Here is a 22,278-nt window from a genome sequence, read left to right on the forward strand (position 1 = left end):
CTCACGTCGCCGGCCCACCGCTCGCGAACAGGGCCGCCACGACGTCCTGTTCGGCCATCGGAGCCCTCAACCGCGCGTCCGGCGGCGCGCATCCGTCCAGCAGGACGGCGAGATGAGGGTGTACGGCGTCCAGGGCACGGGCGCGTTCCCGGTGCACGCGGAGGGCGTCCGAGGAGGTGAGCGATCCGCTCTCCAGATGCCAACTCAGCGTCTGCTCCAGCGACTTCATGGCGTACAGGGCGTGGAGGGCGTGCAGCGCCGGGAGGTGGGGTGCCTGGTCGATGTCGGTGTCGGTGACGGTGGACTCGGCCTCGGCGACCGCCGCCGCGAACGCCTCCAGCAGCAGGCGCTGTTGGTGTGCGTCGGCGAGTGTGACGAGGTCGGGAAGCAGGGGGTTCCAGGTCTCGAAGGCGGTCTTCTCCTCCACGGGGACGCCCTCGACACGGCCGCGCAGTTCGGTGAGGAGGCCGCGTTCACGGAGGAGCGCCAGCGCCAACACCCCACCAGGGGAGATCAGTTCACCCACCTCCGTCGGAGCCGGGACGGTGTGCGTGAGGTCCTCCACGAGTTGCTTTCCCGCGTCCAGCCGGATGAGGAGGTTGTCGCCCGCTGCGGCCTGGTACACCTGCGCCAGGCCCTCGTACTCAAGGAGCCGGTTGGCGGTCAACAGGCCCTGGGCGCCCGCTCGTTCGCGGCAGACTCCGGCCGCGTTCTGCAGAATGCGGGTCGCGGCCACCTTGGTCAGGGCCTGTTCGCGGCTGACCGAGGCCCAGGGCGCCCACACCGGGCGATGTGCCGCGGAGAGGTCCGTGGGAGCGCTGCGCTGCCGTACGTACTGCCCCTTGAGCCGTGCGACGAGGAAGCCGCACGCGTACACCTCGGCGAGGACGCCGTAGAGGGCGTCCTGCTGGGTGCGGTAGTCCAGGACGGGGAGGTCGGTGCGCAACCGGCCCATGGTCAGGCGGTGTTGGCTGTGGCGGATGCCGATGGTGACGGCGGCGCGGGCGGCGGCGGTGAGGGCGGCCGCTGCGCCGGTGGAGGCGTTGGAGGAGACCGAGAGGGAGCGCACGAGGCGTCGGTCCGGGTCGCCCAAGGGATCGGTGAACTCGCCGTCGGGCGCGATGGAGGCGTCGTCGCGGAGCCAGCCGTCGTAGGGGACACGGGTGTTGTCGAAGGTGACGAGGGCGTAGTTCAGCGGGACCGAGGTGGTCTCGGGAAGCTCGGTGATGTGGATGCCGTCCGTGATCCGGTCGGCGTCGCGGATGCGGACCGCGAAGGGGAACACCCCGCAGTCCTGGCCGGGGAGGAGGAGGCGGGCGTAGACGATGGCCATGTGGGCGCGGCCGGTGCCGGCGACGTGGGACATGAACTTGGCCGCGGTGGGGTCGGGGGTCCGTAGGGTGAACTCCCTTGTGGCGGGGTCGAATCGGGCCTCGGTGCGGGTGGCGAGGTGGCTGTTGCCGCGGCCGACCTCGGTGATCATGATGGAGCCGAAGGTCTCGTGCCGGTCGACCTCGTCTATCAGCGGGTCCAAGTAGGGGCCTGGCCTGCCGAGTTCGGTCATGGCCGCGACGCACACCGCGTACTGCACGGTGCCGGCGAGGAAGAGGGGCGGGTCGACGGTGGCGGACCATTCCAGTACGGCGAGGAGGCGGGCCGGGTCGTGCTGCAGCGCGTTCGCTCCGCCCACCCACTCCCCGAGGGCGCGCAGGCGGTCGTAGGTCCGGGTGTGGCGTTCGGGGCCGCAGGGTGGTGCGGACCGTGTGAACGGCGGGGTGTCGAGCAGGCCGTCCAGGGCGTCGACGTCCGGCCCGGTGTCACCGTGGAGGAGTCGCCGGAGCGGGTGGACGGTCTCGGCGGCCGCCTGGTCGGTGGTCATGCGGCGGGGGCGGCGCGCAGCAGGGTGCGCCGGGCCTGGCCGTCCTCGATGGCGAAGACGAGGGCGGGGCGGAAGGCGTGCAGGTCGATGCGGACCCGGCTGCAGTCCTGGCCGGCCTGTCGGACCCGCACCTCCGCACTGAGGGGGATCTTGTCGTCCTCGGCCGGGCCGGTGCGGGTGAACGTGCCCGTGAGGAGGGTGGGCAGGGGGAACACGAACCGGCTGAACTCGAAGGCGCTGGCGTGCATCACGGCGTAGTAGGGGGGATGACCGGCCGGTGGGAGCCAGATCTCCGACACCGCCCAGGTGACGAGTTGGATCGACGCCTCGATGAGGAGCATGCCGGGTACGTGCTGCTGGTCGGCGGTGTGGTCCCTGAGCATCTCGGTGTCGTTGACGACGGCCAACTGCGCCTGGAACGCGTCGGCTTCGACGTGTGCGTCGCCGATGAGGACGTTGTCGCGGCTGTGCTTGAGGACGCTGTGCCGGGGCACGGCGGTCGGCGGGCGGCCCTCGGGGAGTACGGCCGCGCCGTAGGCCTTGAGGAGCTCGGAGGTGAGGTCGTTCCATTCGGTGTCGTCGACCCCGAGTCCGGGGCGGATGCGTAACGGACTGTTCTGGTCGGGGGGTTGGCGGCGCAGCCGGTCGCGGAGCTGGGCCGCTGTCGTGAAGTCCGCCTGGACACTGGCGTGTTGGAAGGACTCCCCCACCACCCACTGGTGGAGGGACTCGTCGTCGTTCATCTCTGACGTGGGCGACTGATCGTCCGTCATCTGTCGTTCCTGCTCTCGCGGTTGAGGGTCTCGGGACGGGGCGCGTACGGGGTCAGGCGGCGAAGGGCGAGGCGGGCTTGGGGATGCCGGCGAGGCCGCCGTCGGGGACGGACACCCCGCCGTCGCAGACCAGGGCGTGTCCGGTGACGGACGAGGCGGCGGGCGCGGCCAGGAAGAGCGCGGCGGCGGCGACCTCCGTGGGCGTCAGCCAACGGCCTTGCGGTACATGGCTCATGAGCCAGTCCGACAGCGGTGCGTGCTGCTGCATCGGTCCGGTCATGTCGGTGCGCACCCAACCCGGGCACAGGGCGTTGACCCGGATGCCCTGCCGGGCCCAGCCGACGGACAGCGAGCGCATCAGGGAGAGTTGGGCCGCCTTGGTCACCGCGTACGCCTCCATCGCCGGCGTGGCGATGAGCCCGGCCACGGACGACACCAGGACGACGGCCGCGTTCGGGGAGGCCGCCAGGTGGGGGTGCGCGGCGCGGCACAGGTCGACGGTGGCGCCGATGTTGACGGCGAGCAGCGGGTCCCACTCGGCGGAACTGCTCTCGGCGAAGGGGACCAGGTACGAGGTGCCGGTGTCGTCGGCCGGGAACACGCCGGCGTTGTGGATGAGGATGTCGAGTCCGCCCAGCCCTGCGGCCGCCTCGTCGACGAGACGTCCGGCCGTCCCGGAGTCGGCGAGGTCACCGCACGTGAGCACGGCCTGCCGCCCGAGCTTGCGCACCTCCTGCTCGGCGTCGTGCAGCGCGTCGTCGCTGCGCGCCGCGAGCGCGACATCCGCCCCGGCCTCCGCACAGGCGACCGCGATGGCACGGCCGATGCCACGGGAGGCGCCGGTCACCAGGACGCGGGCGCCGTCGAGCCGGAAGAGGGAGGCGAGGGGGCCGAGGGCGGCGGGGTCGACAGCGTTGGCGGAGCTGACGGACTCGGCGTCGGTGGAGTCGGCGACGGTGGGCGAGAGGGTCTCGGTCACAACTGGGCTCCTTCGGTGCGGGGGATCGCGGTGCGAGGGGCTTCGGTACGGGGGTTTTCGGCGCCGGGGGCATCGGTGGGCGGGATTTCGGCGCAGGGTGCTTCGGCGCGGGGTGCGTCAGCGCGGGGTGCGTCAGCGCGGGGGGCCTCGGTCCGGGGCGCCTCTGTGCAAGGCGCCTCGGCGCGGGGCACTTCGACACGGGGCACTTCGGCGAAGGATGCCTCGGACCGGGGCTCTTCCGTGCAAGGCACCTCGCCATCGGGGGCTTCCCTGCAAAGCACCTCGGTACGGGGTGCTCCAACGCGGGGTGCGTCAGCGCTGGACGCCTCGGACCGGGGCTCTTCCGTGCAAGGCACCTCGGCATCGGGAGCTTCCGCGCAAGGCACCTCGGTACGGGATGCTCCAACGCGGGGTGCGTCAGCGCTGGACGCCTCGGACCAGGGCGCTTCCGTGCGAGGCGCCTCGGCGCGGGATGCTTCGGTGGGAGGCGCTCCGGTACTCGGTGTTTCAGCGCGGGGCGCAGGGACGACCCCGCGCCGCTGGGTCCTGGTCCAGGTGAGGATCGTGCTCCCCCAGGTCAGACCCGCGCCGAACGCGGTGACCAGCACCCGGCTGCCAGCCCGCAGTCGAGCGTCGTGGTCCGCGCTCGCCAGGGCGTACGGGATGGAGGCGGCGCCGATGTTGCCGACCTCGTGCCCGATGATCACCACCCGGTCCGCGGGCACGCCGGCGTCGGCCGCTGCGCGCCGTAGGAGGAGGGGGTTGGGCTGGTGGGAGATCAGCAGGTCGATGTCCGTCAGGCGCAGGCCGTTGCGGTGCAGGGCGTCTCCGAGGACCTTCGGGAAGATCCGCAGGATGAAGTCCCGTACGGCCTTCCCGTCCATGTGGACCTTGTGGCGTCGGTCGGCGAGGGTCTGCGGGGAGGCGGGCAGTCGGCTGCCGCCGGCCGGGATGAGGACATCGCCGGCCGCGGAACCGTCCGACCCCAGTTGGATCGAGGCGAAACCCTCCCCTCCCGCGACGGGCCCGAGGATCGTCGCCGCCGCACCGTCGGCGAACAGCACCGCAGTGGCCCGGTCGGCCGGGTCGACGAAACGGGAGTAGACCTCGACGCCGACCACGGCGGCATACCGTTCGCCGGTGCCGGAACGGAGCCAGTCGTGGGCGACCCGGGCGGCGAACAGCCAGCCGGAGCAGGCCGCCGCCACGTCGAAGGCGACCGCCCGGTCCGCGCCCACCAGGGCCTGGACCCGGCACGCGGTCGACGGCCCCAACTCGTCGGGGGTGGAGGTGGCGAGGACGAGCAGACCGAGCGCGGAGGCCGGGAGACCGGCCGCGGTGAGCGCCTTCCGCACGGCTTCGGCGGCGAGATCGGAGGCCGCCTGTTCGGGCTCCGCGATGTGCCTGCGCAGTACGCCGGTCCGCTGGACGATCCAGTCGGGGTCGACGCCGGCCGCCTCGGCGACCTCGTCGTTGGTCAGGACGCGCTCGGGTAAGCACGTGCCGGTGGCGAGGACGCCGATGCTCGGCGCTGGGGACACCGTGTACCTCCAAATGGCGGGCGGTGATGGCGAGTTGGCCGGTTTCCGCACGAACGGCCGGCTTCCGCCAGATTGCCCGCCGGGTACGTTGTCCATCAGGGCGCGAAGGAAGACGTCGAAGCACTCGCGGAATTCGGTTTACACCCCCCGTGATTCCGAACACCCCAATTCACGCTGATCCACGCCGATTCACCACGGGATGCCGGCCAACACACCGGAATGTTGAGCGTGTTGAATCCGGCTTGCGTGAGACCCGGAAACCTCTACCGTCAATTACGGATCCGAACTCGCCGTGAGGCATGGGCTGTTGCATGGGCTGTTGTCCATCAGCGAGCGCCTGTCACGGCGGCATTCAACGAATTCAGGCATGAGCGCCGGAATGCTGGAATTCCCGAGCAGCAGGTTCATCGCCTTGGTCAGGAACCGGGCAGCATGTCCGAATCGTGCGCGACGGGCCGCAGGTCATCGACGTTGGGCACGCTGCTCAAGGGCGCCGGCCACCACGCTGTACGGCAGGATCGTCACCACCACGGACGGCAGATCCTCCAGGGCGCGGGCGATGCGTTCGGAGGTGCCGCCGTGCAGGAGGCGGCCGAGCACGGTGGTGTAGGTGCGGCGGGCGATGAGGAGGGTCAGCGCGGCGCGGCCGTCGGCTGTCTCGCGGGCGGCGAGTTCGGTCAGGGCCCGCTCCAGTCGGCGGTCGGGGCAGTCGACGAGCTCCAGCGGGACGTCCGTGGCTCCTACGGCCTCCCACCGGGCCACCAGGTGTCGGGCGCGGACCGCGTCGACCGCGACGTGTACGGCCCGCACCTCGTCGGGCCTCAACTCGTGGGCGTAGCGCAGCGCGTGGAAGACCGCCGGGTCGACGGCGTCGACGAGGACGCACACGACGTGGCGGCGCCGGCGTGGCCGGTCACTCTGTCCGGCGGGCGGGAGCGACTCCACCTCGGCGGCCTCCGCTCGGTACTCACGGTTGATGCGGATCAGGGCCCACACCCCGAGCGGGAAGACCACGACGACCAGCCAGGCGCCCTCGGTGAACTTGGTGACCGCGAAGATGAGCACCACCAGGGCCGAGACGACCGCGGCCGTCGCGTTCACCGCGAGCTTCCATCCCCGGCCGGGTTCACGACGGCGTGCGTGGTGGACGGTCAGGCCGGCGCCCGCCATGGTGAACGCGGTGAACACCCCGATGGCGTACAGCGCGACGAGGCGATCCACGTTGGCGTCGGTCACCAGCAGCAGCGCGAGGGCGACGACGGCGAGGGTGATGATGCCGTTGGAGAAGGCCAGTCGGTGTCCGCGCCGGGTCAACTGCCTTGGCAGGAAACGGTCTTCGGCGACGAAACTGGCCAGGTAAGGGAAGCCCGTGAAGGGAGTGTTCGCTCCGGTGTAGAGGATCAGCGCGGTGGCGAGTTGCACGAACACCAGCCCCGCGGTGCCGAACACACCGCTGCCGAAGACGAGTCGGGCCTCCTGCGCGATCACGGTCGGCGTGCCGTCGGTGTACGGGACGGCGTGGGTGAGGTGGGCGAGTCCGGAGACGCCGAGTACGAGGACGCCCAGGACGCAGCTCATGGTGACGAGGGTGCGGCGGGCGTTGCGGCCCTGCGGTTCACGGAAGACGGAGATGCCGTTGGAGATCGCCTCCAGGCCGGTGAGCGAGGAGCCGCCGTTCGCGAACGCGCGCAGCACCATGAACAGCGACGCCCCGTACAGCCACCCGTCCCCCGGCGTTCCGAGCGGCACGACACCGCGCGCGTGGATGTCGGCGTGCGGCAGATCCCCGAAACCCCAGCGGACCAGGCCCGCGGCGAGCATCAGCCCGACCGCGGCCATGAACAGGTACGCGGGCACCGCGAACACCCGCCCCGCTTCCCGCAGGCCGCGCAGATTGCCGTACACCAGAATCAGCACCACCCCTACGCTGACGGGGAGTTGGAGGTGGTCGAGGCCGGTCCAACCGTTGCCGACGAGGTGGGCGAGCGAGATGAGCGCGTTCGTGCCGGCCGAGACCTGGACGGCGACCGTGACGACGTAGTCGACGAGCAGGGCCACGGCGGCGACCTGGGCGATGTCGGGGCCGAAGTTCTCGCGTGCGACGACGTAGGAGCCGCCGGCCCGTGTGTAGATCGTGACGACGTCGCTGTAACAGAGCGTCAGCAGCACCAGGATCAGCAGGATCGCGCCCGTCACCGGCATGAGCAGCGTGAAGGCGGCGGCCCCGACCACGGGCACCAGGACCCGCAGCATCTCCTCGCTGCCGTACGCCGACGAACTGACACAGTCCGAGGCGAGCACCCCGAGCGCCGTCCGGTTGTCCAGCTTCTCCCGCTGGATGCGCCCGGTGACCAACGGCGGCCCGAGCAGCCGGCGCTTGAGACGGTAGGTGAGCGGCTCGGGAAGGTACTCGGGGGGTGGCTGGGGCAGCTGGGAGTTGTCGGACGCGTCCGGTGCGGGTACGGCGGGGTCGGTCATGGGGCCATCACACCTGGAGTCGTGACGGCGCCTGCTGAGGATCACCCGTGGGGTGCGTGAACTGCACTCGGGCGGGCGGACGGTGGCCTCACGACAGCGAACCCTCAGTCAGAGGAACGCGGGCCTGTGTGTGACGTACGGCGGGGCTCAGTCCGTCGTCGGGCGCCTGGCCGGGCAGACCGTGGTCCGGATGCCGGGGAGCGCGGGGACGGAGGTGCCCGGCGGGATCTGGCGCAGGACGGGGCGGCGCAGGTCAGTCAGGGCTGCGGTCATGGCCGACAGGTCCGCTTCCGGCGACGTCGGTCTGCTTCAAGATCGCGGCCGCGAGCAGGAAGATGGCATCCTTGTGGGCGGGTTCGGTCCGGCCGCGTTCCAGCAACTGCCGTAGCGGCCACATCCGTTCGGAGGGGCGGGCGGGCGCGGCGGTCAGCACCGCGTCCGCGGTGACCCGGTAGCCCGAGCCGCGCTGCGCCGACGCCCGCCGCGCTCATCAGCACTCGCCCGCCCGGAGTCATCGCCCGCCGTCGGCTTCCTCGCCGGGGATCAGCGGCCTGCCTCCGGTACGCCGGCCTGCCGGGGATCCCTCTTCTGCTCACTTCGCAGGCCCGCTCAGCGCTCCGTCTCCTGCCACGATGTGACCTCGAGCTTTCCGGTGGTTCCGAGGTCGAGGTTCGGGGTCACGATCACCGGGTCGGCACCGGCCTTCGCCCGGACCCGCACGTAGGGCACGTTCACCGGTGTGCCGAACTCGGTGGTGTTGCGCCAGACCAGGCTGGCGGTCGCCGACTCGCCGGGCCTGAGCGTGACGGGTCCGGGCTGCTGCTTGTCGTCCGCACTGCCCGGGGTGACCGCGCCGGTACTGTCCAGGATCTTGACGCCGTCGACGTGCTTGAGGTCGTCGTCCAGGAGTTCCAGCAGCGGGTAGCCGTCGACGGTGTAGTCGCGCGTACCGCAGTTGTCGAGATGCAGGCCCACCACGCGCAGCCCCATGGCCGCGTCGCCCCGGTCGGCGCTGACCCGGATCCCGGAGGCGGGACAAGTACCCGGCGCGGCCGGCGCCTCGCTCGAGGGGACCTTGGTCACTTCGAGCACCTTGGCCTGGGTCACCTGCGGTGTGCTGGGCGGCAGTTCACCGGCCCGGACCGTGCCCCGTACGGTCTTTCCGGGGCCGACGTCGCGGGCGGTCACCGTCTGGTTGCCCATGGCCCCGCCGTCGGCGCTCATGAAGGTGATGACGACCGAGTAGGTCAGGGTCTCCGTGCTCTTGTTGACGATTTCGTAGGCGGCGACGATCCCCGAGTCCCTGGCGAGGCCGTCGGCGGCGACGGAGTCGCTGCTGGTGGGCGAGGGCGAAGGCGACGGGAAGGTCAGCGAGGTGACCCGTACGCCGTCCTTCCCCGGATCGGCGACCTGCGTACGGGACGTCGACTCGGCCGTGCCGACACCGGTGTTGCCGACCCCGGCGCGCTCCGTCCCGCAGGCCGTGAGCAGCAGAGCGGTCGCTGCGAGGGCCGACAGGTAGGGGGCGGTGCGGGTGGTGCGGGTGATCGCCGGGCGGAGGAGGGTGGTTCGGGTGATCGCCGAGCGGAAAGGGATCGTGCGGGCGGGAGCCGGGTGGTGTGGGGCGGGTCTGGGCATCCGGTCATCTGATCAGCGCGTGAACGCCGCGCATGTGACGGAGGCCATAATTCCAGTCACAGGGCTGTCACAAGTTCGTTGGGGGCGGCGGGAGTTGGGCGTTTCTGGCTGCCCCGACATCGCGGACGCGACATGGGCTAGCGTCCAGAACATGATCTCCGATGCGTCGTTGCCGGAGCACGAACTCACGGCAACCAGCTCAACCGTGGTTTACCAGAACCGCTGGATGACCGTTCGCGAGGACAGGACGCTGCGCCACGACGGCGCGGAGGGCTTGTACGGCGTGGTGCACAAGCCCGACTTCTCGTTGATCGTTCCGTATGCGGATGGTGGTTTCCATCTGGTGGAGCAGTACCGCTACCCGGTCGGGGCTCGCTACTGGGAGTTTCCGCAGGGCACGTGGGAAGACCGGCCGGATACGGACCCGCTGGCCCTGGCGCGCGGTGAACTCGAGGAGGAGACAGGGCTGACGGCTGGAACGCTCACTCCGCTGGGGCACCTGTACGAGGCATACGGATACTGCGACCAGGGCTTTCATGTCGTCCTCGCCACCGATCTCACCGCCGGTGAACCCGACCTGGACGACGAGGAAGCAGGCTTGGTCAGCCGCTGGTTCTCCGAGGCGGACGTGTGGAAGCTGATCGCCGGAGGCCGGTTCAAGGACGCGGCGTCGGTGGCGGCCCTCGGGCTCTTCCAGCACCACCGCGCCACGGGAGGCTGACCGCCCAGTGGCGGCGCTCGGCTCTGCTGGTCCGGTGGGGATGACGATCGGCGAGGCGCCGGTCCTCGTCGCGACCATCACCGACTGGCTGTGACCAGTCGGCTGAGGACGGGAACAACGCTTCGCAGGTCGTCGTCATCCACAGCGGCTGTCGCCACCGCCCGAGCGCCCGCCGACGCGTTGAACGCCACGCTCAACCCGACGGATGAGAACAGCGGCAGGTCGGACCGGCTGTCTCCGACAGCTCCGCACGAGCGAGGGGTCAGGCCCAGCTCTTGCGCCTGGGCGAGAGCGAAGTCCCGTTTGTCGTGCTCGTCGAAATGGCGCGCGACCTGTCCCGTGAACCGGCCGTCGGCGGTCTCCAGCCGAGGGCCGCTGAACGAGTGGAACCCGAAGCGGTCGGCCAAGTAGCTGCCGACCGGGGACCAGGCCAAGGTGGCCAGCACCGGCACCAGCCCGTTCCGTCGGCACCAGGCCACGGTCTCCGCGATGCCCATGACCAACGGCAGGCCGTCCAGCCAGCGAGGGATCTGCTCCACGGGCACGCCCGCCCAGCCCGCCGCATCCAGCTCGGAGACCCGCCGGTTGTCCCAGGCGCCGGAGGCGTAGTCGTCCTCGGCCTCGGCCAACTCGTCGCGATGGCCGAGAAAGCCGGCCAGGAACACCGACGAGCTGGTCCCCGGGACCAAGGTGCCGTCCACGTCGAAGAACACAGCCCCGACGTGATCAGGTGAGTACACCGGCCCAGGATGCCACCGCCATGCACAACGCCTGGCCAAGGCGATCTCCCGAACTCCGGCCGACGGCCCCTTCCTGGCCGCCGAGCGGCTCGGGATCACGCCCGGCAAACGGTGCCAGGACACCCGTACAAAGCCCCTCGGTACCATTCGTCCATGAGACGTCGCGTCGGCGCCCCCGCCTGGCGAGTGCTGCTGTGCCTCGCGGCTGTTGTCGTTGCGATGTCGGGCTGGTACGCGACCCGAACAGTGCGGCCGTACTGTGCGATCACCATCAGTTCCCCTCCGACCGTCGGTCACGGGTACCCGCTGCCGTCCGTCGCGACCTGGAAGCGATGGACCGCTGAGCAGCGCACCGATGCGGCCTACTGGTTCGCGGTCGGTTCGGGTCGCTGCGAGTCGCCTGAACCTCGCTGGCATCAGTGGATCGGCTGAGCCTGTCGGACGGCGGATCGTCCTCGCCTCGGAAGGCCGAGTGACCGGACCGGGAACAGTTCGTCCGGCGGGCGGGGTTGCACCGACCGAGGGACCGGCGCCGTAAGGGCGGGGTACACGGGAGACCGCGAGGTCGTCCGCCCCGCCGGTGTCCGTGCCCCGGGATCGCGGTGCGCCGCCGCGCACTCAGATGGACCACGACGTATTTCTGCAGGAGGAATCTTTCATGACTGACCGGCCCTTGACGATCATGGCAGTGCACGCCCACCCCGACGACGAGGCCACCAGCACCGGAGGGATCCTCGCGCGGTACGCGGCGGAAGGCATCCGTACGGTGCTCGTGACCTGTACCGACGGCGCTTGCGGTGACGGACCGGGAGGTGTCAAGCCGGGCGATCCCGGCCACGATCCGGCTTCCGTCGCCGCGATGCGTCGTCAGGAACTCGAGGCGAGCTGTGACGTCCTGAAGATCAGCGACCTGGAAATGCTGGACTACGCCGACTCCGGAATGATGGGCTGGCCGAGCAACGACGCCCCCGGGTCCTTCTGGCAGACCCCCGTGGAGGAAGGCGCGGCCCGGCTCGCGGACCTCATGCGGCACTACCGGCCCGATGTCGTCGTCACGTACGACGAGAACGGTTTCTACGGCCACCCCGACCACATCCAGGCCCACCGGATCACGATGGCGGCGGTGGCGATGACCGAGCTGACACCGAAGGTGTACTGGACGACGATGCCCCGTTCGGCGACGCGGCGGTTCGGGGAGATCATCCGCGAGTTCCATCCGGAGATGCCGGAGCCGGACCCCGCCGAGCTCGCCGAGATGGCCAAGATGGGCCTCCCCGACGACGAGATCACCACCTGGGTGGACACCACCGCGTTCAGCGGCCAGAAGTTCGACTCGCTGGCCGCGCACGCCAGCCAGGGCGACAACATCTTCTTCCTCAAGATGGGCAAGGAGAGGTTCGGCGAGCTGATGGGCGTCGAGACCTTCGTACGCGTCCAGGACACCACCGACGCACCCGTACCCGAGAACGATCTCTTCGCCGGACTGCGCTGATCCACGCGAACCAGGAGGGTGCCGCGCTCCGGTGCGACACCCTCCGCTGATCGCGCCGCTGCCCACAGCCTGTACGTGCCGCACGAGCAGGCCTGGACATCCGCCAAGTGCGTTGACGTGGAAGGAAGTTGGGCACCGCGTCCAAAAGGGCTGCCCCTTCGTTCCTTGAACGTCGACGCCGCGTCGACATAGGCTCGGCGCATGACGAACGGCGCACTGGTCCTGGCCGGCGGAGGTCTCGCGGGGATCGCGTGGGAGACGGGGGTACTGCTCGGCATCCAGGACGTCGAGCCCGAGGCGGCCGCTCGCATCACCGGGGCGCCGACGACCCTGATCGGCACGTCGGCCGGGTCGAACGTCTCCGCTCAGATCTCCACGGGCACACCGCTCGACGACCTGTTCGAACGCCAGGTCCATGAGACGACCCATGAGGTGTACGTCGAAGTCGACTTCGACGCTTTCATGGCGACCATGGCCGCGGCACACAGCGAAGCGACCTCGCCGGACGACGCACGGCGCCGGATCGGCACCATCGCCAAGAACACGACGACAGCCGACCGCGCGGTTCGCCGGAGCATCATCGAGGGTCGGCTCCCCGGTATGAACTGGAGCGACCGCGACCTCCGCATCACCGCGGTGGACGCCGACACCGGGGTGCCGATCGTGTTCGACCGGACGTCGGGCGTCTCGCTAGTCGACGCCGTCGAGGCGAGTTCGGCCGTGCCGGGAATCTGGCCCGTCGTTCCGCTGGCAGGGCACCTCTACATCGACGGAGGCGTGCGCACGCTGGCGAACGCCGACCTCGCAGCCGGCTTCGACCCTGTTCTGGTGCTCATCCCGCAGCCCGAGCGCACAGCTGCCGGATACTCGATCGACCCCGCGGAACTCGAACCCTTGGCACCGTCGCGCGTGCACGTCATCTACGCGGACGAAGCCGCCGTCGCCGCTTTCGGCACCAACCCGCTCGACCCGGGCGTACGCAAACCGTCCGCCCTTGCCGGTCGCGAGCTGGGACACGCCGTCGCGGCGCAGGTCGCCGCGTTCTGGAAGGGCTGAACCGCCCCACCGCCCTGTCCGTGCCCAAGCCCAACCGGCCGCGACAGCGCCCGAGTTCGCCCTCACGACGACTACGCCAACACCTGTCACCATCACCAGCACCTGGTCTCTCGGTCAGACGGCCTTGACGACGGTGCCGGTGTCCTCGAGCGCGGTGACCTCGTCGGCGGGTGCCGCGGTGTCGGTGACGAGGGTGTGCAGGAGGGTGGAGGGGCCGACGTAGGCGTAGGCGGTGTGGCCGAGTTTGCCGCCGTCTGCGGCGACGATGACGCGGCGCGTGGCGGCGATGCCCGCCTTCTTCACGGCCGCGTCGTCGAGGTCGTAGGCGGTCAGGCCCTGAGCCGCGCTGAGACCGCAACAGCCCATGACGGCGGTGTCGAAGCGCAGTGCCGCGAGGGACGCGAGGGTGAGGGGTCCGGTGAGGGCGCCCTCGGCGGCCCGGGGCTGTCCGCCGGGCACCATCAGCGTGGCCGGGCCCGGGGTCTCGCCGAACACGTGGATGGCCTGCAGGGACAGGGGCATCACCGTGACCGGCCGCCGGCGCAGCAGGTGGGCGACCTCCAGGCAGGTGGTGCCGCTGTCGAGGAGGACGGTCTCGCCGTCGGCGATGAGCGAGGCGACCTCGGCGGCGATGCGGCGCTTGGCGTCGACGGACTCGTGGGCACGCAGCCCGAAGGGCGGTTCCTCGCCCCTGAGCAGCAGGGTGCGCGCGCCGCCGCGGACACGTTCCAGGACGCCTTGCGCGGAGAGCGCGTCAAGGTCGCGCCGGATGGTCATCTCGGAGGCGCCGGTCAGTTCGACGAGTTCCTGGACCGTGACCCTGCCCGACTCCCTGACGGCCTGCGCGATCGAACCGTGCCGGTCCGCGTTGCTGCTCATGCCGCGATTGAACACCAACCAAAACAAACATTCAATGTGTGCGAAATGACAGTATCCAATCGCCAAGGATGTTCGTTACCGTGGTCGGCATGAATGATTCGCTCCGAGGCGCCCGCATAGCGACCTTTGTCTACTTCAGCCTGTGCGGCACTCTGATGGGCACCTGGGTGGTGAACATCCCGGCCGTCGAGGAACGCGTGGGCATCACGCACGCGACGCTCGGCGGGCTCCTGGTGCTGCTGGGCCTCGGCGCCTTCATCGGCATGCAGGTGGCCGGGCGCCTGACCGACCGGCTCGGAGCGCGCGTCGTCGTCCCCGCCACCGCCGTGCTGTGCGGCGCGGCCCTGGTGCTGCCCGGTCTCCCCCGGGACCCGTGGACGCTGGGCGGTGCCCTGCTGGTCTTCGGTTTCTGCAACGGCTGCCTGGACGTGAGCATGAACGCCCACGCCGTACACGTGGAGAAGGCCTACGGCCGTCCCGTCATGTCGGCCTTCCACGCCACGTTCTCGGTCGGCGGCGTCCTCGCCGCGCTCGTCGGGGCGGCTACGGCGAGCGCGGGACTGAGCCCGGCCGCGGGCATGGCCGCCATGGGAGTCCTGGGCATCGTGATCGCCCTGGTGTCGGCCCGCGCCCTGCTGCCGGCCACCCCCACCACTGCCGACGCCGACCCTGCGGAGGAGGTCGAGCACGCACCGTCCGCCGACCGCCGCGGCATCCGCGGGCGCATCTGGATCCTCGCCGCTCTCGCCCTGATGGTCATGCTGTGCGAGGGAGCCGCCAACGACTGGAGCGCGCTGCACCTGAAGGACGTCCTCGGCGCACCCGCGAGCGTCGCCGCCTTCGCCTACGGCACCTTCGCGGCGACCATGACCATCGGCCGCCTGCTCGCCGACCGCCTCGTCACCCGGTTCGGGTCCATGGCGATCCTGCGCTACGGCGCGACGACGGCCGCGGTCGGCATCACCATCGTGACCGTCTCCCCCTGGATATGGACCGCGTTCGCCGGATGGGCCCTGTTCGGTCTGGGGCTGTCCGGCTGTGTCCCGCAACTGTTCAGCGCGGCCGGGCACGCAGACCCCTCCGCCGCGGGAGCCAACGTCTCCCGCGTCGCCGGGCTCGGCTACGTCGGCATGCTCGCCGGCCCCGCCGCCATCGGCTGGCTGACCCACCTCGTCGCCCTGAACCACGCCTTCGTCCTGCTGATCCTGCTGTGTGCGATCACCGCCGTGGCCGCCGGGATCCTGCGCACCGGATCCGACCGCACGCCCGAGCCGGCACACGGCACCCGCTGACCGCCCGTGCGGCACGGCTCACTCCGTGCCGCACAGGCTTCTCCTCCCGCCCCGGCCACCAGAACCCGGAGGAACTCCCCACCATGCCGACCGCCCGCAGCATCGTGCTGTTCGACCTCTTCGGGGTCATCGCCCGCCACCAACTCCCGGGCGCCCTGGGCAAGATGGCCGCCCGCTGCCACACATCCACCGACGCCTTCACCACGGCCTACTGGGACTGCCGCCCGCCCTACGACGCCGGCCGGCAGTCCGCGTCCGAGTACTGGACCGCCGTACTGCGACGACTCTCCCTGTCCGCCGACCCCGACACGGTCGAGGAGCTGCGCCTCACCGACATCGACAGCTGGTCGCGCGTCGACGAACAGATGGTCGCCTACGTCCTGTCCCTCCTCGACGTCGCCGAGGTCGCCCTGTTGTCCAACATCCCCTCGGACCACGCGGACGCCTTCCTCGCCGCGCAGCCCTGGCTGCGCCGTCTGGACCATGTCGCCCTCTCCGGAAAGATCAGGGCGGCGAAGCCGGACCCGGCCGCCTTCCAGCACTGCGTCGACGCCCTGCGGGCCGCACCGGGCGACTTGCTCTTCGTCGACGACCGCGCCGAGAACGTACGCGCCGCGCGGGCCATGGGCATGAACGGGCATGTCTTCACCGGTCGCGACGAGCTGGTGGCGGTCGTCGACACCTGGTTGAGACGGACCGTCGGACACGACCAGGTCTGACGGTCCACGTGCGCCGCGCGGCGGCTCGCCCGGTGCGGTCAGCCGAGCAGGGTGTCGCCCTCCACCGTGCGCGTCGAGCCGTCGGCCAGGTGCGGGGCGAGGGTGCCGGTGATGGCGCCGTCGGGCCATCAGGCGGTGAAGCAGCGTCCTGGATCGTGGTCCCGTACGGTTTTGCCCTGGACGTCCGAACCCGCCCAGCCGACAACGTAGTTGGGCTCCTGGTCGCCGCGCGTGACGATCATCGAGGGCGCCCGGTACACCTCGGTGAACTGGGCTCCGTTGGCCATGGGCATGTGCGTCGGGGCTCAGTCGGCGTCACGCGTCCGGGGCGTCTCCCCGCTCCGGCTGGAAGGGGCACTCGCCGACGTGGGACGTGCCTTCGAGTCCGCTCGGGGAACCGTCGGTCGGCGCGGCGCGCGTACTGTCGGCCTCGTCCGACGGCGGGGTGAAGGCGACGTCCAGGCGGGTCAGACCGCGGAAGTTGAGGCTGCGCTGCCACTTCGGGGGCTCGGCGGTGTCGAGGCGCAGGTCGGGGAGGCGGGTGAGGAGGGCTTCCAGGACGATCGTGCCCTCCAGCCGGGCCAGCGCCGCGCCGAGGCAGAAGTGCGGGCCGTGTCCGAACGCCATGTGCCGTCCGCCGCCGGGCCGTTCGAAGTCCAGCACGTGGGGATCGGGGAACACGGCAGGATCCCGGTTGGCCGCGCCGCACACCAACAGCACCGTCTGCCCTTCGGCGATGGCACGGCCCACGAGGTCCAGGTCGTGCCGGGCCCGGCGCAGCATGAGCTGGACGGGGGCGTCGTAGCGCAGGAGTTCCTCGACCGCGGCGGGCAACAGGTCCGGCCGCTTGCGGAGTTGGTCTGCCGCATCCGGGTGGTGGAGGAGGGCGAGGGTGGCGTTGCCGATGAAGTGCGTGGTGGTCTCGTGCCCGGCGATGAGCAACAGGGCGCAGTTGGCGAGGAGTTCGTCGGTGCCCTGGCCGGTGCTCTCGGCCTGTGCGGTCACCAGGGCACGCAGGCTGTCCGGGGCCGGCGGAGTGTCCGGGCTGGTGAGGAGCTCCCGGAAGTAGGCGAGCATGTCCGCCATGCTCTGCGAGGCCTCGCGGTTGCGGTCGGCGTCGAGGCGGGAGTTGCCGATGGCCTCGGCGATCGGCTCGGACCAGGCCGTGAGGGCTGGGCGGTCCTCCTGCGGTACGTCGAGGAGGTCGCAGATGATGGTCAGCGGCAGCGGGCGGGCGAGATCCGCGACGATGTCCATCCGCCCGGTCGGCGCCGCCTCGTCGATGATCCGGTCGACGGCCTCACCGATCCGGGCGCGGAGCGTCTCAACTGCCCGCGGGGAGAAGGCTTTGCTGATCAGGCCCCGCAGCCGGGAGTGGTCCGGGGCGTCGTTGTAGAGCATCTGCTGGCTCAACACCCGGGCCAGCGGCCGCAGTTCCTCGGACACGGCCTCGATGTCGGGATAACGCACCGACGACAGCGCCGGGTTGCCCGTCGCGCTGCTGACCACTCCGTGCCCCACCGCGATCCAGGCGCTGAGGTTACGGTCCCAGAAGAGCTCGTCGGTGTTCCGCAGTTCCTCGTAGAAGTCGTAGAGGCGCTCTTGGACCTGGGGTCGAAAGGCCGGCAGCAGCGAAGTAGTGGTGCGCATCGCGCCAGGCTAGATCATGTACGGACATGGCGGAGTTGCCGTTCCGGAAACAGGCTGTGTGGGTTCGCTTCGCCTGTCACCGGCACTGTCACGGGCGGCGTTTCTCGTCGGCTCCCCCGAAGCGCGTCTCGGCGGTCGCGGCGACGACAGCCGCGGAGACGGCCAAAACGCCGACGACGAGCGGCAGTTGGACGGTCACGCCCGTCAGGGAACCGGCCAACGCCGTTCCGGCTGAACCGGACGTGATCTTCAGGGCCGCGACCCAGATGAAGACCTGGCCGCGCGCTCCGCTCGGCGCGTACTCCGTGCGGGCCGCGAGCGTGGAGGCGAAGAAGAAGGAGTTGAGGATACCGGTGAGGGCGTAGGCCGAGACGGTCACCGTGAAGGCGGGGCTCGCGATGACGGTGAGGAGGCCGGCGACGACGCCCAGGGCGAGGCGGCGCATCAGCCGCTCCGCGTCGCCGGTGAGCGGGACGACCATGACGGCTATGGACCCGGTGAGATTGCCGAGGCCGTACGCGGCGGTCAGTACGGCCGCGGTGGCCGGTGCGACGCCGAGGAGCTTCGTCAGGTGGACCGCGGTGATCGGCAGGGCGGCGACGCTCAGGGCGACGGTCGTCGTCAGGTAGACGGTGCGCCGCAACGGGCCGGTGCGGGCCATCAGCGCGAGGGTCGCACCCGGCCTGAGGATCGCCGACCTGTCGCCGCCGTGGGACGACGCGGTGAACGGCAGGAGCAGGACTCCCCCGGCCGCCGTGGCCGCCCCCAGCGCGAGGGCGAGCGCCGCCGCGGTCGGCGAGACCCACCCCGACAGCGCGGCCACCAGAGAGGGGCCGACCGTGCCGCCGATGCCGTAGGTCGCCACGTCCCAGCCCTGGGCCCGGCGCTGCGCGCGCAGGGGTGGCCGCGGTCCGACGATGGCGGGCAGCCGGCTGCTGATACCGCCGGTCAGCAACGGCCCGCAGGTGCCGGCTGCGGCCAGGAGCAGTCCGGTCACTACGGCAGGGGCGTGCCCGTAGGCCAGCACTCCCGCGGTCAGCGCGGTGGCGTACAGCAGGCAGGCCGCCGCGATGACCTTCCGGCCGTCCCGGGCGAGGTCCAACAGCCGCGCTACGAAGGGACCGAGCAGGTGCGGGGCGGTGATGCAGGCGCCGAGCACTCCGGCGAGCGTCCCGGAGCCACCGGACGAGGTGACGAGCAGGACGACGGCTACTACGGCCCCGCCGTCGGCGGTACGGGCGAGGGCCGCGGCGACGACATAGCGCGCCAGGCCGTTGCCGCCTTCTCTTCTGGGTGAGGGGTCAACTCCCCTAGCCCTGGGCGTACTTGCTGTGTGCTGCTGTCGCATGGTGGTTCGTGCTCAGGAGGTGAGGCCGAGGGTGTCCAGCGCGGCGGCGACCTCCTGGCGGGCGGTCTCGTCCAGTCCTCGCAGGGGGCGCGGCAGGTTCGGTTCGTCCGTCAGGCCGAGGTGGGAGGCGGCGGCGGAGATGACGCGCAGGCTGCCGTGGCGGCGGAACAGGATCCACAGCGGTTCGAGCCGGTCGGACAGTTCGACCGCCTGGTCCGCGTGACCGGCCTGGGCGGCACGGGCGAGAGCGAGGGCGGTCCGCGGGAAGGTGCCGCCGAGGACCGAATACCAGGCGTCGCAACCGGAGTTGAGACCCCGGGCGGCCGTCCAGTCCCCGCTCACCCCGATCGTGACGGTGTCGGGAATCAGCGCGCGCAACGCGGCGACACGCAGCTCGGCCTCGCGCGGGTCCTCGGGCACACCGGGGATCTTGATCGAGCCGACGTTCGGCAACTGCGCGATACGGCCGTGCAGTTCGTCGGTGAAGCGGACGTGCGTGGTGCCCGGGTTGTCGTAGACGCACAACGGCACGGACAGTTCGCGCGTGACGTCCTCGTACAGGCCGAAGACCTCGTCCTCGGTGAGGACTTGATACGTCATCGGGGCGAGCAGCACTCCGGACGCGCCGGCCTTCTGGGCGTCCTCGGCGAGCTCCAGCACGTGCAAGGTACGCAGCGCGCCGATCCCTACGATGACGGGCGTCCCGTCGGCGGCCTCGACCGCGGTCTTCGCGGCGCGGGCACGCTGTTCGCGGGTGAGATAGGCGTAGTTGCCGGTGGAGCCGAGCGCGCCGATGGAGTCCACACCGGCGGCGGCGAGGCGGGCGACGAGTGCCGTGTACGCGGGTTCGTCGATGCCCTGTTCGTTGGTGGGGGTGAGGGGGAAGGCGCTCAGGCCGCGGAACATGGTGGCTCCTTGAGTCGAGTGGATGGGCGGGTGATCGGGTTCGGTCAGTTGGGCGTGGAGCGCAACTCCGTGAGGACCGCGGCGAGTTCGGCGGCGAACTCCTCGGCCCGCGGCTCGGTGATGGTCGAGGAGGTGACCCGGATCGCGCCGCGGTGGGCGGCCGGATCCGGCGCGAAGAGGTGCCCCGGGCGCACCGCCCAGCCCCGCTGCGCGAGGGCGGCGGCCACGACGCGTGCGTCGACGTCGAGTTCGACCCACACGTTCAACCCGTCGGGCCGGTACGGGACTTCGACGCCCTGTGCACGCAGCCGCTCGACGAGCAGACCGCTGCGCCGGGCGTAGAACTCGCGGGCCCGTTCGTGGAGTTCGTGGACCCGGGGATCCAACAGGAGTTCACGGGCGGCGTGTTGCAGCAGACGGCTGACCCAGGTGGTGCCCGCGCTCAACCGTGCCTCCAGGCGCGCGGTCGTCTCGGCGTCGGCGGCGACGAGGGCGAGGCGCAGATCCGGTCCGAGGAACTTGGACACGGACCGCACCAGCGCCCAGCGCGTACTGCCCGGTGGCGTGACCCGGTGGTACGGCCGCGCGGACACCGCCGAGAAGTGGTCGTCCTCGATCACCAGAGCCTGGGGGTGCTCCGCGAGGATCGCCCGCACGTCGGCCGCCCGTTCCTCGGTGAGACTCGCGCCGGTCGGATTGTGGGCGCGGGGGGTGCAGACGACCGCGCGGGCACCGGCCTCCAGGGCGGCCCGCAGCGCGTCCGGGCGCATACCGGCGCCGTCGACCGCGACGGGAGCGGAGCGGTAACCGCTCAGCCGCAGGGTTCCGATGCTCGCCAGGAAGCAGGGGTCCTCGATCGCGACCAGGTCGCCGCGGGTGAGGTGGGCGTTCAGCAGCCGCTCGGTGGCGTCCACCGCTCCGTGCGTCACCAGCGTGCGGAACGGCTGGTCGACGTCCTCGGCGAAGTCGGCGCGGGCCCAGGCGTCCAGCCCCGGGTCGATGGCGGGCGCGCCGTACAGCGGCGGGGTGTAGTCCCCGCGCCGGGCGGCGCCGAGCAGGTCGGGCAACAGTGCCGGGTCGGGATTACCACTGGCCAGATCGACGCAGTCACCCCCGACACCGGCACCCACACCCTCCCGCGCGAGCTGCGGCACCGCCGCGACCACCGTGCCGCCACGGCCCCGCGTCTCGGCCACGCCCGCCTCGACCAGCCGCCGGTACGCGAGGGCGACCGTGTTCCGGTTGACCCCCAACTCGGCCGCGAGCACACGCACCGGGGGCAGACCCGCCCGCGGCGCCAACTCGCCCGATGCGACCTGGTCCCGCACGCTGCCCGCGATCTCGGCCGCGGTGGTGCCCTTGATGCCCACGTGATCAGCTCCGCCCGTACATGGGGGTTTCGTCCTATGCCAAAGTTTGTCCTAGGCCAAAGATACGGCATGGGTGGGATCGGGGAACGGCGTCGGTCGCCGTGCGCATCCGGAGTGGTGATCGGCGCCGTCGAACGAAGGCCTACGGGGGGGGCCGAACACCCTTGTGGAACAGGGCAGTTGACTACAGCGAGACTTTCCGTTCGTCGGCCTTGAGACCGCGCAGCGTCCAGAGTCCGTACAGAGCAAGCAACGGCTTCACGGCCGCCCACTCGCCAGGCCGGTAGTCGTCCGCGCGCACCAGCCTCTCCGCCAGATCGGGGCGCTGCCGCCGCAAGTACGCGCGGGCCTTGAGCGCATGAGCCGGCTGGGAGACGATCTTGATGCGGTCCACGTCTTCAAGCAGGGGGATCACGTTCGTGATGTTCTCCCATGTCGTCGCGCTCTGGTCCTCCAGGAGCACCGTGCCGTCGAACTCAGGCACCGACTTCGCGTAGTCGGCCATCAGTTGGGCCTCCGCCGTGCCTCTGCCGGGCGCACCACCGCTGAAGATCACACGCGTCCGCCGCCCGCCGTCAGCGGCGATGGAGCGGATGCCGGCACGGACCCGCCATCGGTTGATCACGTTCGCCGTCGCTTGGGGATTCCGGTACCCCAACACCACCACGGCCTCCGAGGCGCCCTCACCGTTCCCCACCAGAATCCGGGACCAGCGCCAGTTCAACCACTCACCCCAGGCCAGGGCCGCCGCCCCGGCCATCGCCAGTCCTATCCTTCGCCGCATGTGGGGACTGTAGGACACGTCAGGAGTGCGCAG

The 22,278-nt window shown here is 70.9% G+C and carries 22 protein-coding genes; 6 read left to right on the plus strand and 16 right to left on the minus strand.

The window, feature by feature from the left end; all coding sequences use genetic code 11:
• Position 1: 1 nt before the first annotated feature.
• The 8 genes from R2B38_RS50830 to R2B38_RS50865 all read right to left on the minus strand — a co-directional run bounded on the left by R2B38_RS50830 (position 2) and on the right by R2B38_RS50865 (position 9,228).
• Positions 2 to 1,879 carry an acyl-CoA dehydrogenase gene (locus tag R2B38_RS50830; protein ID WP_318022986.1) on the minus strand — a complete coding sequence of 626 codons (1,878 nt, stop codon included), beginning with the start codon at positions 1,877 to 1,879 and terminating at the stop codon, positions 2 to 4.
• Positions 1,876 to 2,652: an AfsA-related hotdog domain-containing protein gene (locus R2B38_RS50835; protein WP_318022987.1), complete on the minus strand. Its 777-nt coding sequence runs from the start codon at positions 2,650 to 2,652 to the stop codon at positions 1,876 to 1,878. Before R2B38_RS50835 ends, R2B38_RS50830 begins: the two co-directional genes overlap by 4 nt.
• A 52-nt stretch (positions 2,653 to 2,704) precedes the next feature.
• Entirely contained in the window at positions 2,705 to 3,502 is a 798-nt protein-coding gene (locus tag R2B38_RS50840; RefSeq protein WP_318023108.1) for an SDR family oxidoreductase, read from the minus strand.
• A gap of 125 nt (positions 3,503 to 3,627) precedes the next feature.
• A complete protein-coding gene (locus R2B38_RS51480) occupies positions 3,628 to 5,172 on the minus strand; it encodes a beta-ketoacyl-ACP synthase 3 (RefSeq protein WP_411978644.1) in 1,545 nt (514 codons plus the stop codon).
• A gap of 462 nt (positions 5,173 to 5,634) precedes the next feature.
• Complete coding sequence (locus tag R2B38_RS50850) at positions 5,635 to 7,650, minus strand: APC family permease (protein WP_318022988.1); 2,016 nt, start codon at positions 7,648 to 7,650, stop codon at positions 5,635 to 5,637.
• A gap of 147 nt (positions 7,651 to 7,797) precedes the next feature.
• Positions 7,798 to 7,923, minus strand: coding sequence for a hypothetical protein (locus R2B38_RS50855; RefSeq protein WP_318022989.1), 126 nt, complete (start codon positions 7,921 to 7,923; stop codon positions 7,798 to 7,800).
• Positions 7,904 to 8,083, minus strand: a complete 180-nt coding sequence (locus R2B38_RS50860; protein WP_318022990.1) for a hypothetical protein — start codon at positions 8,081 to 8,083, stop codon at positions 7,904 to 7,906. The genes R2B38_RS50855 and R2B38_RS50860 overlap by 20 nt, the downstream gene beginning before the upstream one ends.
• 176 nt (positions 8,084 to 8,259) lie before the next feature.
• Positions 8,260 to 9,228, minus strand: coding sequence for a DUF4232 domain-containing protein (locus tag R2B38_RS50865; protein ID WP_411978661.1), 969 nt, complete (start codon positions 9,226 to 9,228; stop codon positions 8,260 to 8,262).
• A 79-nt stretch (positions 9,229 to 9,307) separates the two neighbouring features.
• Here R2B38_RS50865 and R2B38_RS50870 point away from each other — a divergent pair, with 79 nt between their 5' ends.
• A complete protein-coding gene (locus R2B38_RS50870) occupies positions 9,308 to 10,009 on the plus strand; it encodes an NUDIX hydrolase (protein ID WP_318022992.1) in 702 nt (233 codons plus the stop codon).
• Between the two features lie 77 nt (positions 10,010 to 10,086).
• On the opposite strand, the gene R2B38_RS50875 is transcribed toward R2B38_RS50870, so the two are convergent.
• Positions 10,087 to 10,749, minus strand: coding sequence for an HAD-IB family phosphatase (locus tag R2B38_RS50875; protein WP_318022993.1), 663 nt, complete (start codon positions 10,747 to 10,749; stop codon positions 10,087 to 10,089).
• 153 nt (positions 10,750 to 10,902) lie between these two features.
• Between R2B38_RS50875 and R2B38_RS50880 the strand changes: the two genes are divergently transcribed.
• The 3 genes from R2B38_RS50880 (at position 10,903) to R2B38_RS50890 (ending at position 13,297) form a co-directional block, all read left to right on the plus strand.
• Positions 10,903 to 11,181 carry a hypothetical protein gene (locus R2B38_RS50880; RefSeq protein WP_318022994.1) on the plus strand — a complete coding sequence of 93 codons (279 nt, stop codon included), beginning with the start codon at positions 10,903 to 10,905 and terminating at the stop codon, positions 11,179 to 11,181.
• A 226-nt stretch (positions 11,182 to 11,407) separates the two neighbouring features.
• Positions 11,408 to 12,241 (plus strand): PIG-L family deacetylase, encoded by an 834-nt coding sequence (locus R2B38_RS50885; protein WP_318022995.1) that lies wholly within the window; start codon positions 11,408 to 11,410, stop codon positions 12,239 to 12,241.
• Positions 12,242 to 12,442: 201 nt separating this feature from the next.
• The gene (locus R2B38_RS50890) at positions 12,443 to 13,297 is read left to right on the plus strand and encodes a patatin-like phospholipase family protein (protein ID WP_318022996.1); all 855 of its coding nucleotides are present in this window, start codon (positions 12,443 to 12,445) and stop codon (positions 13,295 to 13,297) included.
• Positions 13,298 to 13,411: 114 nt separating this feature from the next.
• Here the strand turns inward: R2B38_RS50890 and R2B38_RS50895 are convergent, their stop codons facing one another.
• Positions 13,412 to 14,176, minus strand: a complete 765-nt coding sequence (locus R2B38_RS50895; RefSeq protein WP_318022997.1) for a DeoR/GlpR family DNA-binding transcription regulator — start codon at positions 14,174 to 14,176, stop codon at positions 13,412 to 13,414.
• An 89-nt stretch (positions 14,177 to 14,265) separates the two neighbouring features.
• Between R2B38_RS50895 and R2B38_RS50900 the strand changes: the two genes are divergently transcribed.
• Positions 14,266 to 15,468: an MFS transporter gene (locus R2B38_RS50900; RefSeq protein ID WP_318022998.1), complete on the plus strand. Its 1,203-nt coding sequence runs from the start codon at positions 14,266 to 14,268 to the stop codon at positions 15,466 to 15,468.
• A gap of 83 nt (positions 15,469 to 15,551) precedes the next feature.
• Positions 15,552 to 16,187 (plus strand): HAD family phosphatase, encoded by a 636-nt coding sequence (locus tag R2B38_RS50905; RefSeq protein ID WP_318022999.1) that lies wholly within the window; start codon positions 15,552 to 15,554, stop codon positions 16,185 to 16,187.
• Positions 16,188 to 16,315: 128 nt separating this feature from the next.
• Here the strand turns inward: R2B38_RS50905 and R2B38_RS50910 are convergent, their stop codons facing one another.
• The 6 genes from R2B38_RS50910 to R2B38_RS50935 all read right to left on the minus strand — a co-directional run bounded on the left by R2B38_RS50910 (position 16,316) and on the right by R2B38_RS50935 (position 22,245).
• A complete protein-coding gene (locus tag R2B38_RS50910) occupies positions 16,316 to 16,474 on the minus strand; it encodes a hypothetical protein (RefSeq protein ID WP_318023000.1) in 159 nt (52 codons plus the stop codon).
• Between the two features lie 28 nt (positions 16,475 to 16,502).
• Complete coding sequence (locus R2B38_RS50915; RefSeq protein WP_318023001.1) at positions 16,503 to 17,837, minus strand: cytochrome P450; 1,335 nt, start codon at positions 17,835 to 17,837, stop codon at positions 16,503 to 16,505.
• 88 nt (positions 17,838 to 17,925) lie between these two features.
• Positions 17,926 to 19,185, minus strand: coding sequence for an MFS transporter (locus tag R2B38_RS50920; protein ID WP_318023002.1), 1,260 nt, complete (start codon positions 19,183 to 19,185; stop codon positions 17,926 to 17,928).
• A gap of 12 nt (positions 19,186 to 19,197) precedes the next feature.
• The gene (locus R2B38_RS50925) at positions 19,198 to 20,091 is read right to left on the minus strand and encodes a dihydrodipicolinate synthase family protein (RefSeq protein ID WP_318023003.1); all 894 of its coding nucleotides are present in this window, start codon (positions 20,089 to 20,091) and stop codon (positions 19,198 to 19,200) included.
• Positions 20,092 to 20,135: 44 nt separating this feature from the next.
• Positions 20,136 to 21,461 (minus strand): aminotransferase class I/II-fold pyridoxal phosphate-dependent enzyme, encoded by a 1,326-nt coding sequence (locus R2B38_RS50930; RefSeq protein ID WP_318023004.1) that lies wholly within the window; start codon positions 21,459 to 21,461, stop codon positions 20,136 to 20,138.
• A 184-nt stretch (positions 21,462 to 21,645) separates the two neighbouring features.
• Positions 21,646 to 22,245: a YdcF family protein gene (locus R2B38_RS50935; protein ID WP_318023005.1), complete on the minus strand. Its 600-nt coding sequence runs from the start codon at positions 22,243 to 22,245 to the stop codon at positions 21,646 to 21,648.
• Between the last annotated feature and the right edge of the window lie 33 nt (positions 22,246 to 22,278).

Origin of the sequence: Streptomyces sp. N50, assembly GCF_033335955.1 — a bacterium.
GTDB lineage: Bacteria > Actinomycetota > Actinomycetes > Streptomycetales > Streptomycetaceae > Streptomyces.

Excerpts from the sequence above, each read along its gene's own strand:
- R2B38_RS50830 (WP_318022986.1), bottom strand. The coding sequence starts at position 1,879 with ATGACCACCGACCAGGCGGCCGCCGAGACCGTCCACCCGCTCCGGCGA.
- R2B38_RS50835 (WP_318022987.1), bottom strand. The coding sequence starts at position 2,652 with ATGACGGACGATCAGTCGCCCACGTCAGAGATGAACGACGACGAGTCC.
- R2B38_RS50850 (WP_318022988.1), bottom strand. The coding sequence starts at position 7,650 with ATGACCGACCCCGCCGTACCCGCACCGGACGCGTCCGACAACTCCCAG.
- R2B38_RS50855 (WP_318022989.1), bottom strand. The coding sequence starts at position 7,923 with ATGACCGCAGCCCTGACTGACCTGCGCCGCCCCGTCCTGCGCCAGATC.
- R2B38_RS50880 (WP_318022994.1), top strand. The coding sequence starts at position 10,903 with ATGAGACGTCGCGTCGGCGCCCCCGCCTGGCGAGTGCTGCTGTGCCTC.
- R2B38_RS50885 (WP_318022995.1), top strand. The coding sequence starts at position 11,408 with ATGACTGACCGGCCCTTGACGATCATGGCAGTGCACGCCCACCCCGAC.
- R2B38_RS50890 (WP_318022996.1), top strand. The coding sequence starts at position 12,443 with ATGACGAACGGCGCACTGGTCCTGGCCGGCGGAGGTCTCGCGGGGATC.
- R2B38_RS50895 (WP_318022997.1), bottom strand. The coding sequence starts at position 14,176 with ATGAGCAGCAACGCGGACCGGCACGGTTCGATCGCGCAGGCCGTCAGG.
- R2B38_RS50900 (WP_318022998.1), top strand. The coding sequence starts at position 14,266 with ATGAATGATTCGCTCCGAGGCGCCCGCATAGCGACCTTTGTCTACTTC.
- R2B38_RS50905 (WP_318022999.1), top strand. The coding sequence starts at position 15,552 with ATGCCGACCGCCCGCAGCATCGTGCTGTTCGACCTCTTCGGGGTCATC.
- R2B38_RS50910 (WP_318023000.1), bottom strand. The coding sequence starts at position 16,474 with ATGGCCAACGGAGCCCAGTTCACCGAGGTGTACCGGGCGCCCTCGATG.
- R2B38_RS50915 (WP_318023001.1), bottom strand. The coding sequence starts at position 17,837 with ATGCGCACCACTACTTCGCTGCTGCCGGCCTTTCGACCCCAGGTCCAA.
- R2B38_RS50920 (WP_318023002.1), bottom strand. The coding sequence starts at position 19,185 with ATGCGACAGCAGCACACAGCAAGTACGCCCAGGGCTAGGGGAGTTGAC.
- R2B38_RS50925 (WP_318023003.1), bottom strand. The coding sequence starts at position 20,091 with ATGTTCCGCGGCCTGAGCGCCTTCCCCCTCACCCCCACCAACGAACAG.
- R2B38_RS50935 (WP_318023005.1), bottom strand. The coding sequence starts at position 22,245 with ATGCGGCGAAGGATAGGACTGGCGATGGCCGGGGCGGCGGCCCTGGCC.